Genomic DNA, 19,052 nt, shown 5'->3' on the forward strand with positions numbered 1-19,052 from the left:
GTCACAGCCCTCAGTGTGAGAGGTGCGCGCACGTAAGTGATCATCACGGGTGTGGAATTAACGCCGGCGGCGCATGGTTGGTAGAGGAACCCCGCGCCGGCGGGTGTCACTTCGCGAGGAGGTCCGCAGCGTGCTCGACCCACACGGGCTCTACGAGGTGGCCGGCGATCTGCCGGCCCTGGACGGCCCGGTGCTCATCCAGGCGCTCACCGGGTTCGTCGACGCCGGAAGCGCGATCCAGCTCGCCCGGGAAAATCTGCTGGAGCACCTGGAGAGCGAGGTCATAGCCACGTTCGACCTCGATCAACTGCTCGACTACCGCTCACGCCGCCCACCGATGATCTTCGTGGCGGACCGCTTCGAGAGCTACGACGAGCCGAGCCTCGCCCTGCACCTGATGACCGATCAGCTCGGTACCCAGTTCCTGCTGCTCGCCGGCCCGGAGCCGGACCTGCAGTGGGAGCGGTTCATCGCGGCGGTCACCGCCCTGATCGAGCGCCTCGGAGTCCGCCTCACGGTCGGGCTCAACGCCATCCCGATGGCCGTGCCGCACACCCGCCCGGTCGGTGTCACCGCGCACGCGACCGACAAGCGGCTGCTCGGCGACCACGAGTCCTGGCTGCAGCGGGTGCAGGTCCCGGCGAGCGTCGGCAATCTGCTGGAGTTCCGCCTCGGCAACGCCGGACACGACGCCCTGGGTTATGCGGCTCACGTGCCGCACTACCTGGCGCAGACCGGCTACCCGGCGGCGGCCGAGCTGCTGCTCGACTCGGTCTCCACCAGCACCGGCCTGGCCCTGCCGACCGGCGGGCTGCGCGAGTCGGCCAAGCTCGTCCGCGAAGAGGTGGACAAGCAGATCGCCGACGACGAGCAGGCCGGCCGGCTGGTCACCTCGCTGGAGGCGCAGTACGACGCGTTCGTCCGCGGCCGGCAGGGCAACCTGCTCGCCGACTCGGACACCCCGCTGCCGACGGCCGAGGAGCTCGGCGCGGAGCTGGAGCGCTTCCTCGCCGAGCAGAGCCGCGACGACAGCTAGTTCTTGACGAGCCGGTCGAGCACACCGGGGAGCTGGGTGTCCCAGTAGTCCCAGGTGTGCCCGCCCGGTGCGAACTCGGTGTCCAGGTCGACGCCTGCGGTCCCGCAGGCGGCGACGAACCGCCGGTTCTGCGCCAGCAGGTAGTCGTCGGTGCCGCAGCGCAGGATCAGGCGCGGCAGCACGGCACGGTCCGCTACGCGGACCAGGTGCATCAGATCCTCGTCGCCGCCGGCCACGTGCCGGTCGGCGAAGACCCGGGCGACCAGGGCGCGCATGTGCGGCCTGAGGTCGTGTTCCTGGATGTACGCGAGATCGAGCGCACCCGACAGGGTGGCGGCCGCCGCGAACCGCTCGGGTTCCCGCAGCGCCCACTTCATCGCCCCGTAGCCGCCCATCGACAGCCCGGCGACGTAGGTGTCCTCGCGCCTCGCCGAGACCCGGAAGAACCGGTGGACGGTCTCCGGCAGTTCGGCCGAGAGGAAGTCCCAGAAGCGCATCCCGTACGCCTCGTTGGCGTAGAAGCTGCGGTGTACCTGGGGCATGACGACGGCGATGCCGCGTTCGGACGCGTACCGCTCCACCGAGCTGTACCGGGACCAGGCGCTGTGATCGTCGGTGAGGCCGTGCAGCAGGTACAGCAGCGGCGGTGGATCCGCGGCGTCGCCGCCCGGCAGCAGCACCGTCATCGAGGTGCTCATCTCCAGCGCCTCGGACTCGAAGTCACAGCGGATCATGGCCATCCCGACAGTCTCGGGCATCACGTCACAGCCGCGCCCGAAAGTCCCTCATCGCGGACTCCCCCCGCTTCGGGGTGTCAGACGGGGGCGGGTTGGCGGGTGGTGGGGACGTGGGCCAGGAGGGTTTCGGCCTCGCGGGAGACGCGGTGGGCGTCGGTGGCCTGGGCGGCTCGGTAGACGGTGGTGGTTCGGGTGGCGATGGTGGGCCAGTTGAAGTCGGTGCGTACTCGCTGGTGGGCCTGTTGGGCCAGGGTGCGGGCGTAGTCGCGGTTGCCGAGGACCTCGCCGGTCACCCAGGCGAGGGCGGCGGGGTCGGCGGGGGCGAACTTCACGCCCGTCACGCCGTGTTCGACGATTTCGGTCAGGCCTCCGGTGTCGGAGACGGCCACGGGGGTGCCGGCGGCGGCTGCCTCCAGGGCGACCATGCCGAACGGCTCGTAGATGCTGGGTACCACGTAGCAGTCGGAGGCGCCCATCAGCGCGGTGAGTTCGTGGCCGCCCAGGAAGCCGGCGAACGTCACGCCGGGGGAGGCCAGGGCTTCGAGCTCACGACGGTACGGGCCGTCGCCGGCGATCACGACGCGGAGGCCGGGGAAGCCCTGGCGGAGCATCGGTACGGCCGCGAGCAGGTGTTGCACGCCCTTCTCGTAGACGAGCCGGCCGGCGTAGCTGACCAGGGGACCGTCGCCGGCGTAGCGGGAGCGGGCGGCGGCCACGGCGCGGGGGCGGGCTCGCCAGCGCAGCGCGTCGACGCCGTTGTGGACCACGTCGGCGCGGGTGGCGTGCACGTCGAAGAGGCGGCCGACCTCGCGCTTCATGTAGTCGGAGCAGACGATCACGCGTACCGCCTCGGTGGACAGCCAGCGCTCGATGTCGTCGATCGTGCGGTTGTGTGCGGCGGGCAGGTGGCCCTGGTGGCGGCCGGACTCGGTGGCGTGGACGGTGGCGACGAGCGGGATGTCCAGGTGGTCGCGCAGGGTGACAGCGGCGTGGGCGACGAGCCAGTCGTGTGCGTGCACGACGTCGTAGCGGCCGGTCCGGGCGGCTCGCAGCGCGGCGCGGGTCAGCGTGTGGTTGAAGGCCATCGCCCAGGCCGGCAGGTTCCCGCTCGTGGTGTCGAAGGTCGGCGGGTCGTCGGGGGCGCGGATGACGCGTACGCCCTCGGTGTGTTCCTCCAGCAGCGCCCCGGGCACGTGCCGGGTGACCACGGTGACCTCGTGCCCGGCCGTGACCAGGGCGGTGGCGAGCGCGTGCACGTGCCGGCCCAGCCCGCCCACGAGCAGCGGCGGGTACTCCCAGGAGAGCATGAGGATCCGGCTCACGGCGTGTACCTCTGTTTCACGCGCAGGACCTCGGCGACGGAGCGGGCGGAGAACGGGCGGCCGGCGCCGTGGTGCGGGGCGTCGCCGTCGGCGTACTCGCTCACCGAGCCGGTGCCCCACTCGGACAGGTGCGCCTCCAGGCCGGTGAGCAGGCCTTCGACCGGGCGGCCGATGGCGTCGCAGGCGTCGGCGTACGCACCGATCAGCCACGGCAGAACCCGGCCGTCACCGGTGCTGCGGTAGCCGTACTCGCCGGGGGCCAGGGTGCGCAGTCCGAGCGGGGTGAGCAGGGACTCGCCGGCGGCGCGCAGAGCGGTTCCGGTGAGGCCGCGCATCGGGGCGTGCGGCAGCGACCAGGCGAACAGCTGGCCGGGACGCAGTGTCGGGTCGTCGTGGTGGGCGCCGGCACCGAGCGGGTAGGTCGCCGCGGGACCCTCCACCACGTCGTGGAGCCAGCCCTCGGGCGCCGGGAAGCGGGACACGAACGAGTCCCGGGCGCGCGCGTGCAGGGCGCGCGGCTCGGTGTCGTCGAGGCGAGCCTCCGCGAGCAGGTCGGCCATCGCGGCGAGCGCGTTCACCCACAGGGCGTTGACGTCGACGTGTTTGCCCGAGGGCGAGAGCTGAAGGAGACCGTCGGCCGGAAACGAGCCGATCCACCGGCGCAGCAGGCGGGCCAGCGGCACCGCGAGCCTCGCCGCCAGGTCGCTGTCCCCGGTACGCGTGACATGCCGGTCAACCGCGTGCACCAACCACAGAGGCGCGTACGGCGAACCCTGCGGATCGCGTGCCCGAGCGTGCCGGATCAGCAGCTCACGGCCCTCCTCGGCCCGGCCGGTGTCGAGGAACAACCCTTCGTAGGCGGCCATCGTGGTGGCCGGGTCGTGCTCCGGGGACGGATAACCGGCGAGGACGTCGACACCCTCGGCGGTCCGCACCACGAATCGATCCGCTGACAACGCGAGCGTTTCCGCGTACCCCTCTGTCTTGGAGAGCGTGACCAGCCGATGAGCCCGCTCGCGCTCCGCCGCGATGACCACCGACGCGGCCGGCGGCCTCTCGCTCAGCGTGCCGCCCCACGCGGAGATCTCCATGCCGCCGCCCGGGCCGGTCTGCTGGAAGAACGTCCCGGCCAGCCAGAGGTCCTCGGCGTGATCGCCGGCCCGCACGCCCAGGTGCCAGAATCCGCCGGGCTGCCAGCCGGGCCCGGCCAGCCGATAGGCGTCCTCGATCACCACGCCGTCCGCGACCGGCTCCGCGACCGGAGGCGGATCCGACGCGTGCCGCACCCCGTCGGTCTCCCGCCAGGTGCACATGGCCGCCACCGCGAGACCGACCGGTTCGGGTGCGCTCACCACGCGGTGCACGACGGCGAGCGACGGATGCCCGTTCCGCAGGGCCAGCTCCCGCTCGATCACCACGTCCCCGATCCGCCACCGCCACCGGGGCAGCCCGCTGGCGAGGGTGAACGTCTCCAGGAACCGGTGCCCGGCGGGATCGATCGCGCCGGACTCCCACTGATGGGTGAAGAGCGTGATCCTGGTTCCTGTTGGGAGCGTCACAGTCAGGTCCAGAGCGGCCAGCGCGGCGTGATCGCCGACGGTCAGCAGCGCATGGCTCGGGCGAGTCCTCAGTCCACTGACGGTGCCCGACGCGAACCCGCCCAGACCGTCGGTGACCAGCCATTCCCTTCCGCCGCCGGCGTCCACGGCGAGGGATCCGCACACCTGCGGGCCAAAGGTGATCTGTTCAGATCGCGGCACGACGCCTCGATTGCTCAAAGGTGACCCCGCAGAACCCCCGGACGGGGAGATATCAGGGGCTAACCGGACAGTCGGGCCGACGTTAGCAGTGATGTCCGCGAGAATGGCCGCTGACGCGGCTGTGCAGGATTAACCCATCCCCCGGATGGGCATGCTTCGCCCGCCGGCCGCAGATCGTCGGGGACGGCCGAGGGGTGGGAGCACGTTATGCAGGTCTGGCCTGGTCACAGGTACCCGCTGGGTGCCACGTACGACGGGACGGGCACAAACTTCGCGATCTTCTCCGAGGTGGCTGAGGCGGTCGAGCTCTGTCTGTTCGACGCGTCCGGCAACGAGCGGAAGGTGCAGCTCCACGAGCAGGACGCGTTCGTCTGGCACGCGTACCTGCCGGGGGTGGAGCCGGGTCAGCGGTACGGCTACCGCGTCTACGGGCCGTACGAGCCGCACCGGGGACTGCGGTGCAACCCGCACAAGCTGCTGCTCGACCCGTACGCGCGGGCGGTCGACTCGGACATCGAGTGGCACGCGTCGTTGTACGCGTACGACTTCGAGAACCCGGATCAGATGTCGGATCTGGACTCGGCGGCGTACATGCCCAAGGGCGTCGTGGTGAACCCGTACTTCGACTGGGGCAACGACCGGCGGCCGGACATCCCGTACCACCACTCGGTCATCTACGAGACGCACGTCAAGGGCCTGACCCAGCGGCACCCGGAGATTCCCCGGGACATGCGCGGGACGTACTCGGCGATCGGCCACCCGGCGATCATCGAGCACCTGAAGAGCCTGGGCGTGACCGCCGTCGAGCTGATGCCGGTGCACCAGTTCGTCCACGACAACCGGCTGCACGACCTGCGACTTCGTAACTACTGGGGCTACAACACGCTGGGCTTCTTCGCGCCGTACCACGGGTACTCGGCGATGGGCTCGCTCGGCCAGCAGACCCAGGAGTTCCGCGGCATGGTGAAGGCGCTGCACGCGGCCGGCATGGAGGTCATCCTCGACGTCGTGTACAACCACACGGCCGAGGGCAACCATCTGGGGCCGACGCTCAGCCTCAAGGGCATCGACAATCGTACGTACTACCGGCTCGTCGACGATCAGCCGCAGTTCTACATGGACTACACGGGTACGGGTAACAGCCTGAACGTGCGCAGCCCGCAGAGCCTCCAGCTGATCATGGACTCGCTGCGGTACTGGGTCACCGAGATGCACGTCGACGGGTTCCGCTTCGACCTGGCCTCGACGCTGGCCCGCGAGTTCTACGACGTCGACCGGCTCTCCACGTTCTTCGAGGTGGTGCAGCAGGACCCGGTGGTCGGCCAGGTGAAGCTGATCGCCGAGCCGTGGGACGTCGGCCCGGGCGGTTACCAGGTGGGCAACTTCCCGCCGAACTGGACCGAGTGGAACGGCAAGTACCGGGACACGGTCCGCGACTTCTGGCGCGGCGAGCCGGCCACGCTGGCCGAGTTCGCGTCCCGGATCACCGGCTCGGCCGACCTCTACCAGGACGACGGGCGCAAGCCGTTCCACTCGATCAACTTCGTGACGGCGCACGACGGGTTCACGCTCAACGACCTGGTCGCGTACAACGACAAGCACAACGACGCCAACGGCGAGGAGAACCGGGACGGCGAGAGTCACAACCGGTCCTGGAACTGCGGCATCGAGGGCCCGACCGACGACCCGGGCGTGCTGGCGCTGCGGGCCCGGCAGCGGCGCAACTTCCTGGCCACGCTGATGCTCAGCCAGGGCGTGCCGATGATCTCGCACGGCGACGAGCTGGGCCGCACCCAGCAGGGCAACAACAACGCGTACTGCCAGGACACCGAGCTGAGCTGGATCGACTGGGAGAACGCCGACGAGCAGCTGCTGGAGTTCGCCCGCAGGCTGACCGCGTTCCGCCACCGGCACCAGGTGTTCCAGCGGCGCCGGTTCTTCACCGGCCTGCCGGTGACCGCCCGAGGCGGCGGCGACCCGCTGCCCGACCTGGAGTGGTTCACCCCGGACGGGCGGCAGATGGCCGGCGACGACTGGGGCAACGACTTCGGGCGCGCGGTCGCGCTCTTCGTCAACGGCGAGGGCATCCGGGAGCGCGGCCAGTACGGCCAGCGGCATGTGGACAGCTCGTTCCTGCTCTTCTTCAACGCGCACGACGCGCCGCTGGAGTTCACCACGCCTCCCGCCGAGTACGGGGAGAAGTGGGAGAGGGTCATCGAGACCGCGGACCCGTCCCCGGATCGCCCGTCCGTCGTCGAGGCCGGACACAAGATCTGGGTGCCCGATCGATCGCTCATCGTGCTGGACAGGACGGTGTAAATGCCCCACCCGAGCAGTACCTATCGTGTCCAGGTCCGCCCCGAATTCGGTCTGCAAAAAGCCGCCGAGATAGCCGATTACCTGGCCGATCTCGGGGTCAGCCACCTCTATTCGGCGCCGTTGCTGACTGCCGCGCCCGGGTCGCAACACGGTTATGACGTCGTGGATCATTCGCGGGTGAGCCCGGCGCTGGGTGGTGCCGAGGGCCTCGATCTCCTGAGGAGCGCCCTCACCACGGCGGATCTCGGGTTGATCGTCGACATCGTGCCGAACCACGCCGGGGTGGCGCACGCCGACAAAAACCCCACTTGGTGGGATGTGCTGAAAAATGGCCAGAAATCGGAATTTTCGGGCTTCTATGACATCGACTGGTCGCGTGGACGCCTTCTTATCCCGGTTTTTGCTGACAAATCGGATGCGGTGAACGACCTGAGAGTCGAGGACGGCGAACTCCGCTACTTCGACAAGCGGTTCCCGATCGCGGACGGCACCGGCGAGGGGACGGCCCAGGAGGTCCACGACCGCCAGCACTACGAGCTCGTCAACTGGACCCGCGGCGACACCGAACTCAACTACCGCCGCTTCTTCGCCATCACCGACCTGGCCGGCCTGCGCGTCGAGGAGCCGGAGGTCTTCGACGCCACCCACGCCGAGATCCTGCGCTGGGTCCGCGAGGGCATCGCACAGGGCATCCGGGTCGACCACCCGGACGGCCTGCGCGATCCCGGCGGCTACTTCACCCGGCTGCGGGAGGCCGCACCGGACGCCTGGATCGTGGTGGAGAAGATCCTGGAGCCCGGCGAGCAGCTGCCCGCCTGGCCGGTCGACGGCACCACCGGGTACGACGCGATGGCCGAGGTCAACGGCGTCTTCGTGGACACCGGCACGGAGGCCTTCTTCGACACCCTCGACCATCACCTGACCGGCGGAACGACCTCGTGGCAGGACCTGGTCCACCAGAGCAAGCACGCGGTGGCCACCGGTTCCCTGGCTGCCGAGCTGGGGCGGCTCGCGCGTCTCGTACCCGATGTCGAAGCCGCTCCCACAGCGCTCGCCGAACTCGCCGCCTGTTTCCCGGTCTACCGCTCCTACCTGCCGTCCGGCGCTCGTTTTCTGGCACAGGCGCGCTCCGAGGCGGGTCGCCGCCGTCCGCAGCTGATCCGCGTGCTGGACGAGCTGACCGGCCGGCTGCGCAACCCTGGCGACGAGCTGGCCGTGCGGTTCCAGCAGTTCACCGGCGCGGTGATGGCCAAGGGTGTCGAGGACTGCGCGTTCTACCGCTGGACCCGGTTCGTGGCTCGCAACGAGGTGGGCAACGACCCGGCGAAGTTCGGCGTCACCATCGACGAGTTCCACGAGACCGCCGAGCAGCGGCAGTCCGAGTGGCCGGCCGGCATGACGTCGCTGGCCACCCACGACACCAAGCGTGGCGAGGACGTGCGGGCCCGGCTGGCGGTGCTTGCCGAGGTGCCGGGTGACTGGACCGAGGTGGTGCGCCGGTGGACCCGCGTCGCTCCGCTCGCGGATCCGGCGCTGGCTCATCTGATCTGGCAGGTCACGGTGGGTGCGTGGCCGATCTCGCGGGAAAGGCTTCAGGGGTACGCGGTAAAGGCTGCCCGTGAGGCCGGAACCGGAACCTCCTGGCTGAAGATCGACGAGTCCTTCGAGGACGCCCTGCGCGCGATGGTCGACAGGGTGTACGACGACCCGGCTCTGCACCGGGAGATCAGCGACTTCGCCGGGTCGATCACCCCGCCCGGCCGGTCCAACTCGCTCGGGCAGAAGCTGGTGCAGCTCACCATGCCCGGCATCCCCGACGTGTACCAGGGCACCGAACTCTGGGACCACTCGCTGGTCGACCCCGACAACCGCCGCCCGGTCGACTTCGCCGCGCGCCGTGAGCTGCTGGGCCGCCTCGACGACGGCTGGCTGCCGCCGGTCGACGACACCGGTGCCGCCAAGCTGCTGGTCACCAGCCGGATCCTGCGCCTGCGCCGGCAGCGTCCGGAACTGTTCACCGGGTACCGCCCGGTCTTCGCCGAGGGCCGGGTCGGTGAGCACGTGCTGTCCTTCGACCGCGGCGGTGTGGTGGCGGTGGCGACCCGGCTGCCGGTCGGATTGTCACGGCACGGCGGCTGGCACGACACCACGCTGTCACTGGACGGACATAGTTGGACGGAAGTGTTCACGAATACCGGCTACGGTGGGAATCGGCTCTCCGTGGCCGAGTTGCTGCGCACCTATCCCGTCGCCCTGCTGGTGAAAGAATGACGAATTTCGAGGTCTGGGCTCCTGGGAAACCGGTGCGGCTGCTGGTCGGCGGTCAGGAGCGCGAGATGGAATCCGTCGAGGACGGTTGGTGGCGGCTGGAGGTCCCGGAGGCGGGTGCCGGCAGCGACTACGCGTTCCGGCTCCCCGACGAGGACAGCCCGCTGCCCGACCCGCGCTCGGCGTGGCAGCCCAACGGCGTGCACGGGCCCAGCCGGGTCTACGACCACGACGCCTTCACCTGGACCGACCAGGGCTGGAGCGGGCGCCAGCTGCCCGGCTCGGTGCTTTACGAGCTGCACATCGGCACGTTCACGGCGGACGGTACCTTCGACGCCGCGATCGAGAAACTCGACCATCTCGTCGACCTCGGCGTCGACCTGGTCGAGCTGCTGCCGGTCAACGCGTTCAACGGCACCTACAACTGGGGATACGACGGGGTCTGCTGGTTCGCGCCCCATGAGGCGTACGGCGGACCCGACGGCCTCAAGCGCTTCGTCGACGCCGCGCACGCCAGGGGCCTCGGTGTCGTGCTCGACGTCGTCTACAACCACTTCGGCCCGAGTGGTGCGTACGCGCCGATGTTCGCGCCGTACCTGAGTGCCGGCAGCAACGCCTGGGGCAGCTCGATCAACCTGGACGGGCCGGAGTCCGGTGAGGTCCGCCGCTACATCGTCGACAGCGTGCTGATGTGGCTGCGCGACTATCACGTCGACGGCCTGCGGCTGGACGCGGTGCACGCGCTGCACGACGAGGGCGCCGTACACCTTCTGGAACAGATGGCCGTCGAGGTGGAGACGCTCTCCACCCGGTTGCGCCGCCCGCTCACGCTGATCGCCGAGTCGGACCTCAACGACGCGAAACTGATCACCCCGCGCGAGGGCGGCGGTTACGGCCTGCACGCCCAGTGGGACGACGACGTGCACCACGCCCTGCACGCGCTGCTCACCGGCGAGCGCCAGGGCTACTACGGCGACTTCGGCTCGCTCGACTGTTTGCGTACCGTGCTGGAGGGCGCGTTCTTCCACGCCGGCACGTGGTCCAGCTTCCGCGGGCGCCGGCACGGCCGCCCGGTCGACCGGCACCGGACCCCCGGGCACCGGTTCGTCGCCTTCCTGCAGAACCACGACCAGATCGGCAACCGGGCCGTCGGTGACCGGCTCACCGCCACGCTCTCGCCCGGCATGCTGAAGGTCGGCGCCACCCTGCTGCTCACCTCGCCGTTCACCCCGATGCTGTTCATGGGCGAGGAGTGGGCGGCCAGCAGCCCCTGGCAGTTCTTCACCAGCCACCCCGAGCCCGACCTGGCCGCCGCCGTGCAGAACGGCCGGCGCAGGGAGTTCGCCCGGCACGGCTGGGCCGAGGCCGACGTGCCCGACCCGCAGGACCCGGCCACCTTCGAGCGCTCCAAGCTCGACTGGTCCGAGCTGGGCAAGGCCGAACACGCCGAGATCCTCGACCTCTACAAGCGCCTGATCCGGCTGCGCCGCGCGACACCCGGCCTCACCGACCCGTGGCTCCACGAGGTCGAGGTCTGGCACGGCGACCAGCACGTGGTGATCCGCCGCGGTCCACAGGTCGTCGCGGCCAACCTGGCGCAGTCACCCCAGACGATCAGCGTACGGGCACTGCCCCGCTCGGTCCTGCTGGCCACCTCACCCGGCGTCGTCGTCGAGCGAGACCGCCTCGTTCTCCCGCCAGAGACCGCAGCGGTCGTCTCGGTCCGCTGACTGCTACTCGCCCTCCGCCCGCTTCTGCTTGCCGGCGGAGGGCTGCCGGTGCCGCTGCTGCCATCCGCCATAGAGCGAGGTGCAGGCGATCGCCATGGCGGTGAGCATGTCGCCCTGCCCGGCCAGGACGATCCCACTCGCCATGCCCAGGATGGCCAGCAGCGCGATCAAGTCGAGCCGGCGGTTGTCTCGCATGTAGTTCCTCCGTCAAGCCTGTGGATTCGTGCTCTCAACTGCTGCAAAGCCTTTCTCAACCGCCACCAAGGTGGCAATATTGTTGCGAGACACAGGACGTTTTAGCGAGACAATGAGGGACCGCATGCCTGGAGTGCCTGGACGGCGCCGAAGCGGGCCTGTGGGAGAGACCGAGGAGATCAACTCTCTGGCGGCGTTTCTCCAGAAATGCCAGCAAGACGCAGGTCTCTCGGTCAGAACTCTCCGAACCCTGCTGGATCCCGAGCGCCTCAAAGCGAGGCACGTGCCGAGTCATGCGGTTCTCCAGCGCAAGCTGAACGGGGCGCTCTCCGCCGCGGAGAAGCAGCTCATTGACGAGATTGTTCGTGTGTGCACGCCGCCAGCCGAGCTCGGACGAGCTCTTGCCCGGGCAGAGCGGCTCCGGCAGGCGGCGATCAGTGGCACCACACCCGCCGATCGTGGTCGCGACGAGGTCGCGCGTCTCCGCCGTGAGCTGAATCGGGTCAAAGGCAACCTGGACATCGCCAAGGACGATCTTCTGGCCGAGACACGACGTCGTGCCGACGCCGAGACGAGACTGCACGCCACAGCCCGGGATCACTCCGCAACCGGCACCGACCAGGCCGAGGTCGCCCGGTTGCGCGAGGCGGTGCGCAGGGCCGAGGCTGAACGTGACGAGGCGCTGCGCGAGCTGGCGGCCCTACGCCGTGAGCGCGCGGCGACGTCGGAGCACCGGTCGGAGCCGGCCCGGCCCACTCCGGCAACGTCCACTGGCGGCGCCGATCCAGAGCTGGACAAGCTGGCGGAAGCCTTGCGGCAGATGGATCCGGACGGTGTCCGCCTCGCCGCCGTGCTTCGGCGATCGCTGGATCAGCTTTACGACGGCCGGAACACCGGACGGTTCGACTGGCGGCAGCTCGGCAAGACGGAGAAGACCCACCTGGGCACCCTCGTCGAGATTGAGCTGCACCGTGAGTTCGGCCTTGCCGATGGGCAGCGATCCGACTTCGCGTTGAACGGCATCGAGTTCGATCTCAAGTTCTCCGTGCGGGACGGCGGCTGGATGATCGCACGAGGCGATCCCCGGCTCCTGCTTCTCGTCACCGGGAACGACACCGAGTCGAACGTGTCCGCTGCCCTGGTGCGCGTCCGCGACGGCCTCTTACATGACCGCGGCAACCGGGATGGGAGCGCATCGCTGTCGGCTGAGGGCCGCGCCGCTCTTCGCTGGCTGCATCGGAGAGTGCCTATGACAGAGAACCTGTTGGCGCATCTGACGGCCGGCGATCGGGCGGCAATTCTTGACCTGCGGCCGGGTCAGCGCCGGGTCACCGAGTTCTTCCGGCAGGTTCTCGAACGCCCGGTCAGCAGAGCAGTGGTCGAGACGCTCGCGATGCAGGAGAACGCCGCAAAGCGGGTGCGTTACGCGCGGGACCTGCTCCGCCGTGAGGGGATCGTCATCCTCGGCGGACGGAACGGCGCGCATCGGGGGATAGCCGCCGAGCTTGGGCTGACGTTGGACAGGTCGGACTCGTGGATGAGTGTGCGGGTGGTACCCGCTGACGAACATGAGCCGGATGTGCGCAGCGCCGAGATCGATGGACGTCGCTGGCGGCTGGCGGGCCCTGACGATCCGATCATTGAGGGACCGGGCACCTGAGGTTGAGGGGATACCCCATCATGTGGTGGTGACCTTGGGGAAGAGCAGGCGCCGGCGGAAGCGGAGCGACAAGGACTGGTGTCAGCTTCCGGTGTGTGACTGTGACGTGCCGGGATGCGACTGTTTCAACCTCAGCATGATCTTGAGGATTACGGCGCTGTTGGCGCGTACCCCCGGATCTAAAGGCCGGGCTGAACGGGCCGTGACCGGTGCGATCAGAGGGTATCGGGTGGTTTCGCCGAGGCTGCCCACCCGGTGCCGGTACACGCCCACCTGCAGTGCGTATGCGCTGGAGGCGATCGACAAGCACGGGCTGGGCGCCGGGTTGCGGCTGACCGCGGCGCGGTTGGGGCGTTGCCGTCCGGGTGTCCCGTTCGGGACCGCGGACCCCGTTCCGTGACCTCGGTGGTGCACGATGTCTCCTTCGGGGGAGGGAGTCGGGTTCGGTGCCCGGTTTCCTTCGGGGGAGAGGGAGTCAGGGGCCATGCCCGAGGAGAACGAGAGCCCACCACCGGCGCGTGACCCGGAGCCGGCGCCGCAGCCCGCGCCGCAGCCGGGGGATCGCGGCCTGCGCTGGCCCCGTCAGTGGAACCCGGAGCGGATCTGGCCGCCGCTGCGCAACGGCGACCTGGCCTGGCTGCGCCGGCGCCTGCCCGAGCAGCCCGTCACGGTCGAGGAGATCGCGGCGCACGACATCGCCGAGCAGGAGGTGATCGAGGAGGTCATCTCCGAGGTCGAGCGGCGGTCGATCGTGGAGGGCGAGTTCCGGTTCAAGGCGTGGCGGCTGGCCGGGCTGGGACTGCTCATGGTGCTGACGCTCGGGGTGGCGCTGGGCCGGCTGCTGGTGGCCGGGCCGCCCTCGGTCGACGAGCTGCGCGAGCAGGCCGGTGTGGACGGCTGGAGCCAGCTGGCGATCGGGGTGAAGGACGACCAGTACGGGGTGGCGTACTACGACAAGGCGCAGAAGAGCTGGTCCGGGTTCGACATCGACGTGGCGTACATGATCGCTGAAGATCTTGGTTTTCGTCGCGACGACGTGCGCTTCTACGGCCTGGAGAGCGAGGACCGGGCCCGGATGCAGGCGATCGACCCGGCGACCGGCGAGCGTGTCCCGGTGCAGCTGGTGCTGGCGAGTTACAGCATCACGGCCGAGCGGGAGGCGGCCGGCGTGCGGTTCTCGGCGCCCTATCTCTACACCGAGCAGTCCGTGGTGACACTCAACGACCATGATCCGGTCTCGGCGCTGCAGGACCTGGCGTTCCAGCGGGTCTGCACGCTGTCGACCTCGACCTCCTCGATCGCGCTCACCGAGGCCGGTGCCGTGGCGGTCCGCAAGAACCGGGTCAGCGAGTGTTTCACCGAGATGGACAAGGGCGCCGTCGACGCGATCAGCACGGATGCGGCGATCCTCGCGGGATACAAATGGAAATATCCGACAAAATATAAGCACTGGGATCTGGGGCTGGAGAAGACCGAGCGCTGGGGCGTGAACGTGGGGGAGAACCCGGCCCTGGAGACTCTGGTCAACCTCACCCTGTACCGGTCCTATACGGACCCGAAGGACGACCGGTGGGAGGAGGCCTGGGGGGAGAACTTCCAGGTCGAGCTGGACGCGAACGGGACCACGCCGATCGCCGTGGCCCAGCAGCCGCCGGCTGACCGGCCGGACGTGCGGCAGCTTCCGTGGGAGGACCCGCTGGGATGAGCGAGATCCACACCGGTGCGGTGCACAAGGAGCGCGTGCTTCCGCGGCAGAGCTATCGGGCCGAGCTCAACTGGCTGCTCGCCGTCCTGCCCGGGTTCCCGCTGCTGCTGCTCGTCCTGAGGTTGTGGTACCTGAGTCGCCAGGACCTGCCGACCATGCTGCTGCTCGTGCAGTACATCAACCCGCTCGGCATGATCGGCGCCCTCTTCATCACGCTGAGCTGGACGATCCCGGCGATCATCCTGGTGGTCCGCCTGCTCGGCGGCATCCTGCTGGTCAGCGTCCCGGACCGGACCGGCACGTCGTTCCTCGCCGTCGCGGCGCTGCGGATGCCGGGCTGGGTCGTGGTCATCGCCGCGGGCATCGCCGCCTTCACCTGGCAGCTGCGCATGCTGCCGCTGCTCATGATGATGGTCGTGGCGATCCTCGGCCTCACCGCCGTGCAGAGCGTGCAGGGCGAGCGGTGGCTGATGCGGTGGATCACGATCGGCGTCCCGGTGGTCACCGGCGTCCTCGTCTGGATCTTCTTCTGGCCCGGTGTGGTCGCCGCGGTGCGTGCCGGTGAGTACGGCACCGCCCTGCTGCTCGGCGTGCCGCCCCTGCTCGGCCCGCTGCTCACCGGCCCGGTACCGGAACGCTGGGCCCGCATCGCCACGCACTGGCCGGCCGTCGTCGCGGCCTTCGCCATGCCCTTCGTCGTGGGCGTCGTCTTCCTGCGCGCGCCCGTCCTGCCCAACAGCGCCATCGAGGTGGCCACCGCCGGCGAGCCGGTACGCGTGATCCGCGGCCAGCTCATCTCGGTCGACGACACCTCCACCACCATGCTGGAGCCCACCGGTGATGTCACTTTCGTCCCCAACGGCGAGGTCAAGTCCAAGACCCTCTGCCCGGAACCGGTCCGCCCACCGGACAGCGCCGTGGCCGTCCGCGGCTGGCCCGTCGAAGCCTCGGCACTGCAGTGGATCGCGCCGACCCGCAAGGTCACCGAGATCGATCCGAGGTGCCTCGGTCGCCCACTCGACCGCGTATGAGTGTATTTTCTGCAACGACATGGACGACGCGCCGCCTCCCACGTGCAGACAGCCTGGCATCGACCTGGCAGGCTGCACGCCATGACCTTGCACCTCCGGTGGGCGGCCGTCACCGACCAAGGACACGTCCGCAGCAACAACGAGGACAGTCACTACGCCGGTGACCGTCTCCTCGTTGTCGCGGACGGCATGGGCGGGATGGCCGCCGGCGATCTGGCCAGCCGGATCACCATCGACGCCATGGTCTCGCTCGACGTGCCGATCGGCACCGAGCACCAGATGGACGCGCTGCACAAGGCCCTCGAGATGGCCAACGGCCGGATCGCCGAGATGGTGGCCGCCGACCCCTCGCTGCAGGGCATGGGCACGACGCTGACCGCGGTGCTGTTCAACGGCGAGCGGGCCGCGATGGCCCACGTCGGCGACTCCCGGGCCTACCTGCTGCGCGACGGCCGGCTCAACCAGCTCACCAAGGACGACACGTACGTCCAGATGCTGATCGACCAGGGCCTGCTGAAGCCGGAGGAGGCGGCCGGCCACCCACGCCGCGCGGTGGTCACCCGGGTGCTGCAGGGCGAGCCGGTCAGCCCGGCGTACGTGATCGTGGAACCGGTGCCCGGCGACCGCTGGCTGCTGTGCAGCGACGGCCTCACCGGCGTCGTCGCCGACCCGGTCATCGAGCAGGAGATGCAGACGATCGCGGACCCGAAGTCGTGCGCCGAGCGCCTCGTCGACCTGGCGCTGCGCGGCGGCGGGCCGGACAACGTCACGGTGATCGTCGCCGACGTGACCTCGGGGGACTAGGCCGGGTACCTTACTCCGGCCGCGACGATCGTGGCCCGGACTCTGGTGGTGATTCCGACGGTGCGACTGGTCGGCACGATGGTGCTCGCGGTGGCGGTGGTCGCCGCCGGGCAGCTCCTGCCCGGCTCGTCGATCCTCTACAGCGAGACCGCACAACTGATCGCCGGCCTCGCCGCCGCGGTGTTCTGCCTGCGCGCCGCCCGTGAGCGGACCGGCGTCGCGCGGTACTGGCGTCAGCTCGCCGCGGGCGGGCTCGTGGTCTGGGCGCTGACCCGGCTGTGGTGCGTGGTGCAGGTCGTCGGCGGCAGCGGCGGATCCACCCCGCGGATCATCGCGGCTGTCGGCTTCCTGGTGCTGCCCGCCTGCATGCTGTTCGGACTGCTGAGCGCGACCCACACCCGTCCCCGGCCGGTGCCCACCTCGCCCCGGCGCGACCAGGTCGGCCTGGTCATCGACAGCGTGCTGATCACCGGGTCGGTGCTCGCGCTGGCCTGGACCGTGTACCCGGGCGACCAACTCGAGGACGTCGTCGACACGGTCTGGCTCGCGTACCCGATCTTTGATCTTGTCCTGCTCACCATGGCCGGGCTGCTGCTGACCACCCGGCCCGACTCACCGGCCGGGCGGCGCCCGCTGCTCGTCATCGCGGCGGCGCTGGTGGCGTTCGGCACGGCTGACACGCTGCGGCTGCTCGGCACCGGGCCGGACTGGCTGGAGACCGCGGGACACCTGCTCGGGCCGGCCCTGATCGCGCTGGCGGCACTCTGCCCGGCGCGGCCGGCGCCCGCCCTGCCCGACTCGGCGCTACTGTCCCGCGACTGGTTGCACCTGCTCGTCCCGTACGGGCCGGTGCTGGTGACCGGGGTGGTGCTGGCGGCGCGGACGATCGGCGGGGAGCCGTTGACGCCGTTCCAGGCGTACCTGGGATGGCTCGGGCTGGCTCTCGTGGTGACCCGTCAAATGCTCACGATCATCGACAACAACGTGCTGCTGGACCGGGTCGCGGAGACTCAGCGGCGGTTGCACCATCAGGCGTACCACGACCCGCTGACGGGCCTGGCGAACCGGGCCCTCTTCCGGGAACACCTGATCCTGGCGGTCGAGGCGCACGAGCGGCACGGCACTCCGGTCGCGGTGATCTTCGCGGATCTGGACGACTTCAAGCTCATCAACGACACGTTCGGCCACGCTGTCGGCGATCGGGTGCTCAGCGCGGTCGGGGAGCGGATGCGGTCTTGCGTACGCTCCACCGACCTGGTGGCGCGGCTCGGCGGCGACGAGTTCGCGGTCGTCTTCGATCACGGGATGCTCCAGCCGCCACCGCAGCGCCGTGTGCGCGGCCGTCTCCGGCGGATCGGCGGCCGGCGTTACGTGCTCTCCGCCGCCGGTGTGCGCGTGTCCGAAACTGTCGACTGGCCGCCGGACCCGTCGCTGCCCGAGCCGGCCCCGCCGACAGCGCTGGCCGAGGGGGAGTGGTCGGCGGAGGCGGAGGCGGTGGGGCAGCGCGTTCTGGCGGCGTTGCGTAAGCCGTACGTCATCGACGGCCGCTCCGTCGGCGTCGGCGTCAGCATCGGCCTGGTCGCGGCCGAGCCCGGTGACGAGCTGACCGCCGACGTGCTGCTGCGCCGGGCGGACGCCGCCATGTACGCGGTCAAGCGCCACGGCAAGAACGCGCTGATCCGCTACACCGGCCCGCGCGACTCGCTGCCGAACGCCGACCTGCCGCAGCTCCTCGCGGGCGCGCTCGCCGACGGTGGAAGTCCGGCCGCGGCCGGCTTCGAGGTCTTCTACCAGCCGATCGTCCGCCTCGCCGACTGCGCCACCGTGGCAGTCGAGGCACTGGCGCGGTGGACCGACCCGGTCGCCGGTCGCGTGCACCCCGACGTCTTCGTCACGATGGCCGAACGCACCGGTCTGGTCGCGGCGATCGACGACTTCGTCCTCGACCAGGCCTGCGCCGACGCCGCAGCGCTGGCCGCCCGTTTCGGCCGCCCGATCGACCTGCACGTCAACGTCTCGGCCGGCCGCCTCGGTCAGCAGGACCTGGAGAACGCGGTGAAGGCGGCTCTGTCCCGTCACGACCTGCCGCCCGCACGCCTCGTCATCGAGATCACCGAGACCCTGCGCATTCCCGACCTGCCCCGGGCCGCGGACGTGGTCGGGCGGTTGCGGGCGCTGGGCGTGCGGGTCGCCCTCGACGACTTCGGCAGCGGGTTCAACGCGCTCGCCCAACTGCACTCGATCCCCGTCGACATCGTCAAGCTCGACTCCACGCTGACCGATTTCGGCAACTCACCGGACCGTTCCGGCGCGCTGTGCCGGTCGGTCCTGGCGATCTGCGCCGAGCTGGACATAACGGTCGTGGCGGAGGGGCTGGAGACGCCGGACCGGTCGGGGGCGCTGGCTGATCTCGGGTGTCCGCTCGGGCAGGGCTACCTGTTCGGCCCGCCCGCGGCCCTGGCCGACCTCTAGGGCCGGCTGGGGG

General features: G+C 70.0%; 14 protein-coding genes. 10 read left to right on the forward strand and 4 right to left on the reverse strand.

The window, feature by feature from the left end; translation table 11 throughout:
• Window positions 1-130: 130 nt before the first annotated feature.
• Window positions 131-1,036, forward strand: a complete 906-nt coding sequence (locus AB0M02_RS19310) for a PAC2 family protein (RefSeq protein ID WP_364228945.1) — start codon at window positions 131-133, stop codon at window positions 1,034-1,036.
• Here AB0M02_RS19310 and AB0M02_RS19315 read toward each other — a convergent pair.
• The 3 genes from AB0M02_RS19315 to AB0M02_RS19325 form a co-directional block, all read right to left on the reverse strand.
• On the reverse strand, window positions 1,033-1,776 hold the full coding sequence (locus AB0M02_RS19315; RefSeq protein ID WP_364228947.1) for an alpha/beta hydrolase family protein: 744 nt from the start codon (window positions 1,774-1,776) through the stop codon (window positions 1,033-1,035). The two genes, AB0M02_RS19310 and AB0M02_RS19315, sit on opposite strands and share 4 nt — an antisense overlap.
• 74 nt (window positions 1,777-1,850) lie before the next feature.
• Entirely contained in the window at window positions 1,851-3,080 is a 1,230-nt protein-coding gene (locus AB0M02_RS19320; RefSeq protein ID WP_364228949.1) for a glycosyltransferase family 4 protein, read from the reverse strand.
• Between the two features lie 11 nt (window positions 3,081-3,091).
• Window positions 3,092-4,855 carry a glycogen debranching enzyme N-terminal domain-containing protein gene (locus AB0M02_RS19325; RefSeq protein ID WP_364228497.1) on the reverse strand — a complete coding sequence of 588 codons (1,764 nt, stop codon included), beginning with the start codon at window positions 4,853-4,855 and terminating at the stop codon, window positions 3,092-3,094.
• A 207-nt stretch (window positions 4,856-5,062) separates the two neighbouring features.
• On the opposite strand from AB0M02_RS19325, the gene glgX reads away from it, so the two are divergent.
• Genes glgX through treZ form a run of 3 tightly spaced genes read left to right on the forward strand, consistent with a single transcriptional unit; the run spans window position 5,063 to window position 11,172 of the window.
• On the forward strand, window positions 5,063-7,174 hold the full coding sequence (glgX, locus tag AB0M02_RS19330; RefSeq protein ID WP_364228499.1) for a glycogen debranching protein GlgX: 2,112 nt from the start codon (window positions 5,063-5,065) through the stop codon (window positions 7,172-7,174).
• On the forward strand, window positions 7,175-9,445 hold the full coding sequence (gene treY / locus AB0M02_RS19335; RefSeq protein ID WP_364228501.1) for a malto-oligosyltrehalose synthase: 2,271 nt from the start codon (window positions 7,175-7,177) through the stop codon (window positions 9,443-9,445).
• On the forward strand, window positions 9,442-11,172 hold the full coding sequence (gene treZ / locus AB0M02_RS19340; protein ID WP_364228503.1) for a malto-oligosyltrehalose trehalohydrolase: 1,731 nt from the start codon (window positions 9,442-9,444) through the stop codon (window positions 11,170-11,172). Before treY ends, treZ begins: the two co-directional genes overlap by 4 nt.
• Window positions 11,173-11,175: 3 nt before the next feature.
• Here treZ and AB0M02_RS19345 read toward each other — a convergent pair whose 3' ends face one another.
• Entirely contained in the window at window positions 11,176-11,367 is a 192-nt protein-coding gene (locus tag AB0M02_RS19345; RefSeq protein ID WP_364228505.1) for a hypothetical protein, read from the reverse strand.
• A 160-nt stretch (window positions 11,368-11,527) separates the two neighbouring features.
• On the opposite strand from AB0M02_RS19345, the gene AB0M02_RS19350 reads away from it, so the two are divergent.
• From AB0M02_RS19350 to AB0M02_RS19375, 6 genes are all read left to right on the forward strand, one after another.
• Entirely contained in the window at window positions 11,528-13,027 is a 1,500-nt protein-coding gene (locus tag AB0M02_RS19350) for a NaeI family type II restriction endonuclease (RefSeq protein WP_364228507.1), read from the forward strand.
• Window positions 13,028-13,163: 136 nt separating this feature from the next.
• On the forward strand, window positions 13,164-13,427 hold the full coding sequence (gene yidD / locus AB0M02_RS19355) for a membrane protein insertion efficiency factor YidD (RefSeq protein WP_364228951.1): 264 nt from the start codon (window positions 13,164-13,166) through the stop codon (window positions 13,425-13,427).
• Between the two features lie 84 nt (window positions 13,428-13,511).
• A complete protein-coding gene (locus tag AB0M02_RS19360; RefSeq protein WP_364228509.1) occupies window positions 13,512-14,732 on the forward strand; it encodes a transporter substrate-binding domain-containing protein in 1,221 nt (406 codons plus the stop codon).
• Entirely contained in the window at window positions 14,729-15,763 is a 1,035-nt protein-coding gene (locus AB0M02_RS19365; protein WP_364228511.1) for a hypothetical protein, read from the forward strand. The genes AB0M02_RS19360 and AB0M02_RS19365 overlap by 4 nt, the downstream gene beginning before the upstream one ends.
• Before the next feature lie 81 nt (window positions 15,764-15,844).
• Complete coding sequence (locus AB0M02_RS19370) at window positions 15,845-16,567, forward strand: protein phosphatase 2C domain-containing protein (protein WP_364228513.1); 723 nt, start codon at window positions 15,845-15,847, stop codon at window positions 16,565-16,567.
• 45 nt (window positions 16,568-16,612) lie between these two features.
• Window positions 16,613-19,039: an EAL domain-containing protein gene (locus tag AB0M02_RS19375; protein ID WP_364228515.1), complete on the forward strand. Its 2,427-nt coding sequence runs from the start codon at window positions 16,613-16,615 to the stop codon at window positions 19,037-19,039.
• Window positions 19,040-19,052 lie beyond the last annotated feature (13 nt).

Origin of the sequence: Actinoplanes sp. NPDC051861 (assembly GCF_040681145.1) — a bacterium.
Lineage (GTDB): Bacteria > Actinomycetota > Actinomycetes > Mycobacteriales > Micromonosporaceae > Actinoplanes.

Excerpts from the sequence above, each read along its gene's own strand:
- AB0M02_RS19315 (WP_364228947.1), bottom strand. The coding sequence starts at position 1,776 with ATGGCCATGATCCGCTGTGACTTCGAGTCCGAGGCGCTGGAGATGAGC.
- AB0M02_RS19320 (WP_364228949.1), bottom strand. The coding sequence starts at position 3,080 with ATGCTCTCCTGGGAGTACCCGCCGCTGCTCGTGGGCGGGCTGGGCCGG.
- glgX (WP_364228499.1), top strand. The coding sequence starts at position 5,063 with ATGCAGGTCTGGCCTGGTCACAGGTACCCGCTGGGTGCCACGTACGAC.
- treY (WP_364228501.1), top strand. The coding sequence starts at position 7,175 with ATGCCCCACCCGAGCAGTACCTATCGTGTCCAGGTCCGCCCCGAATTC.
- treZ (WP_364228503.1), top strand. The coding sequence starts at position 9,442 with ATGACGAATTTCGAGGTCTGGGCTCCTGGGAAACCGGTGCGGCTGCTG.
- AB0M02_RS19345 (WP_364228505.1), bottom strand. The coding sequence starts at position 11,367 with ATGCGAGACAACCGCCGGCTCGACTTGATCGCGCTGCTGGCCATCCTG.
- yidD (WP_364228951.1), top strand. The coding sequence starts at position 13,164 with ATGATCTTGAGGATTACGGCGCTGTTGGCGCGTACCCCCGGATCTAAA.
- AB0M02_RS19360 (WP_364228509.1), top strand. The coding sequence starts at position 13,512 with ATGCCCGAGGAGAACGAGAGCCCACCACCGGCGCGTGACCCGGAGCCG.
- AB0M02_RS19365 (WP_364228511.1), top strand. The coding sequence starts at position 14,729 with ATGAGCGAGATCCACACCGGTGCGGTGCACAAGGAGCGCGTGCTTCCG.
- AB0M02_RS19370 (WP_364228513.1), top strand. The coding sequence starts at position 15,845 with ATGACCTTGCACCTCCGGTGGGCGGCCGTCACCGACCAAGGACACGTC.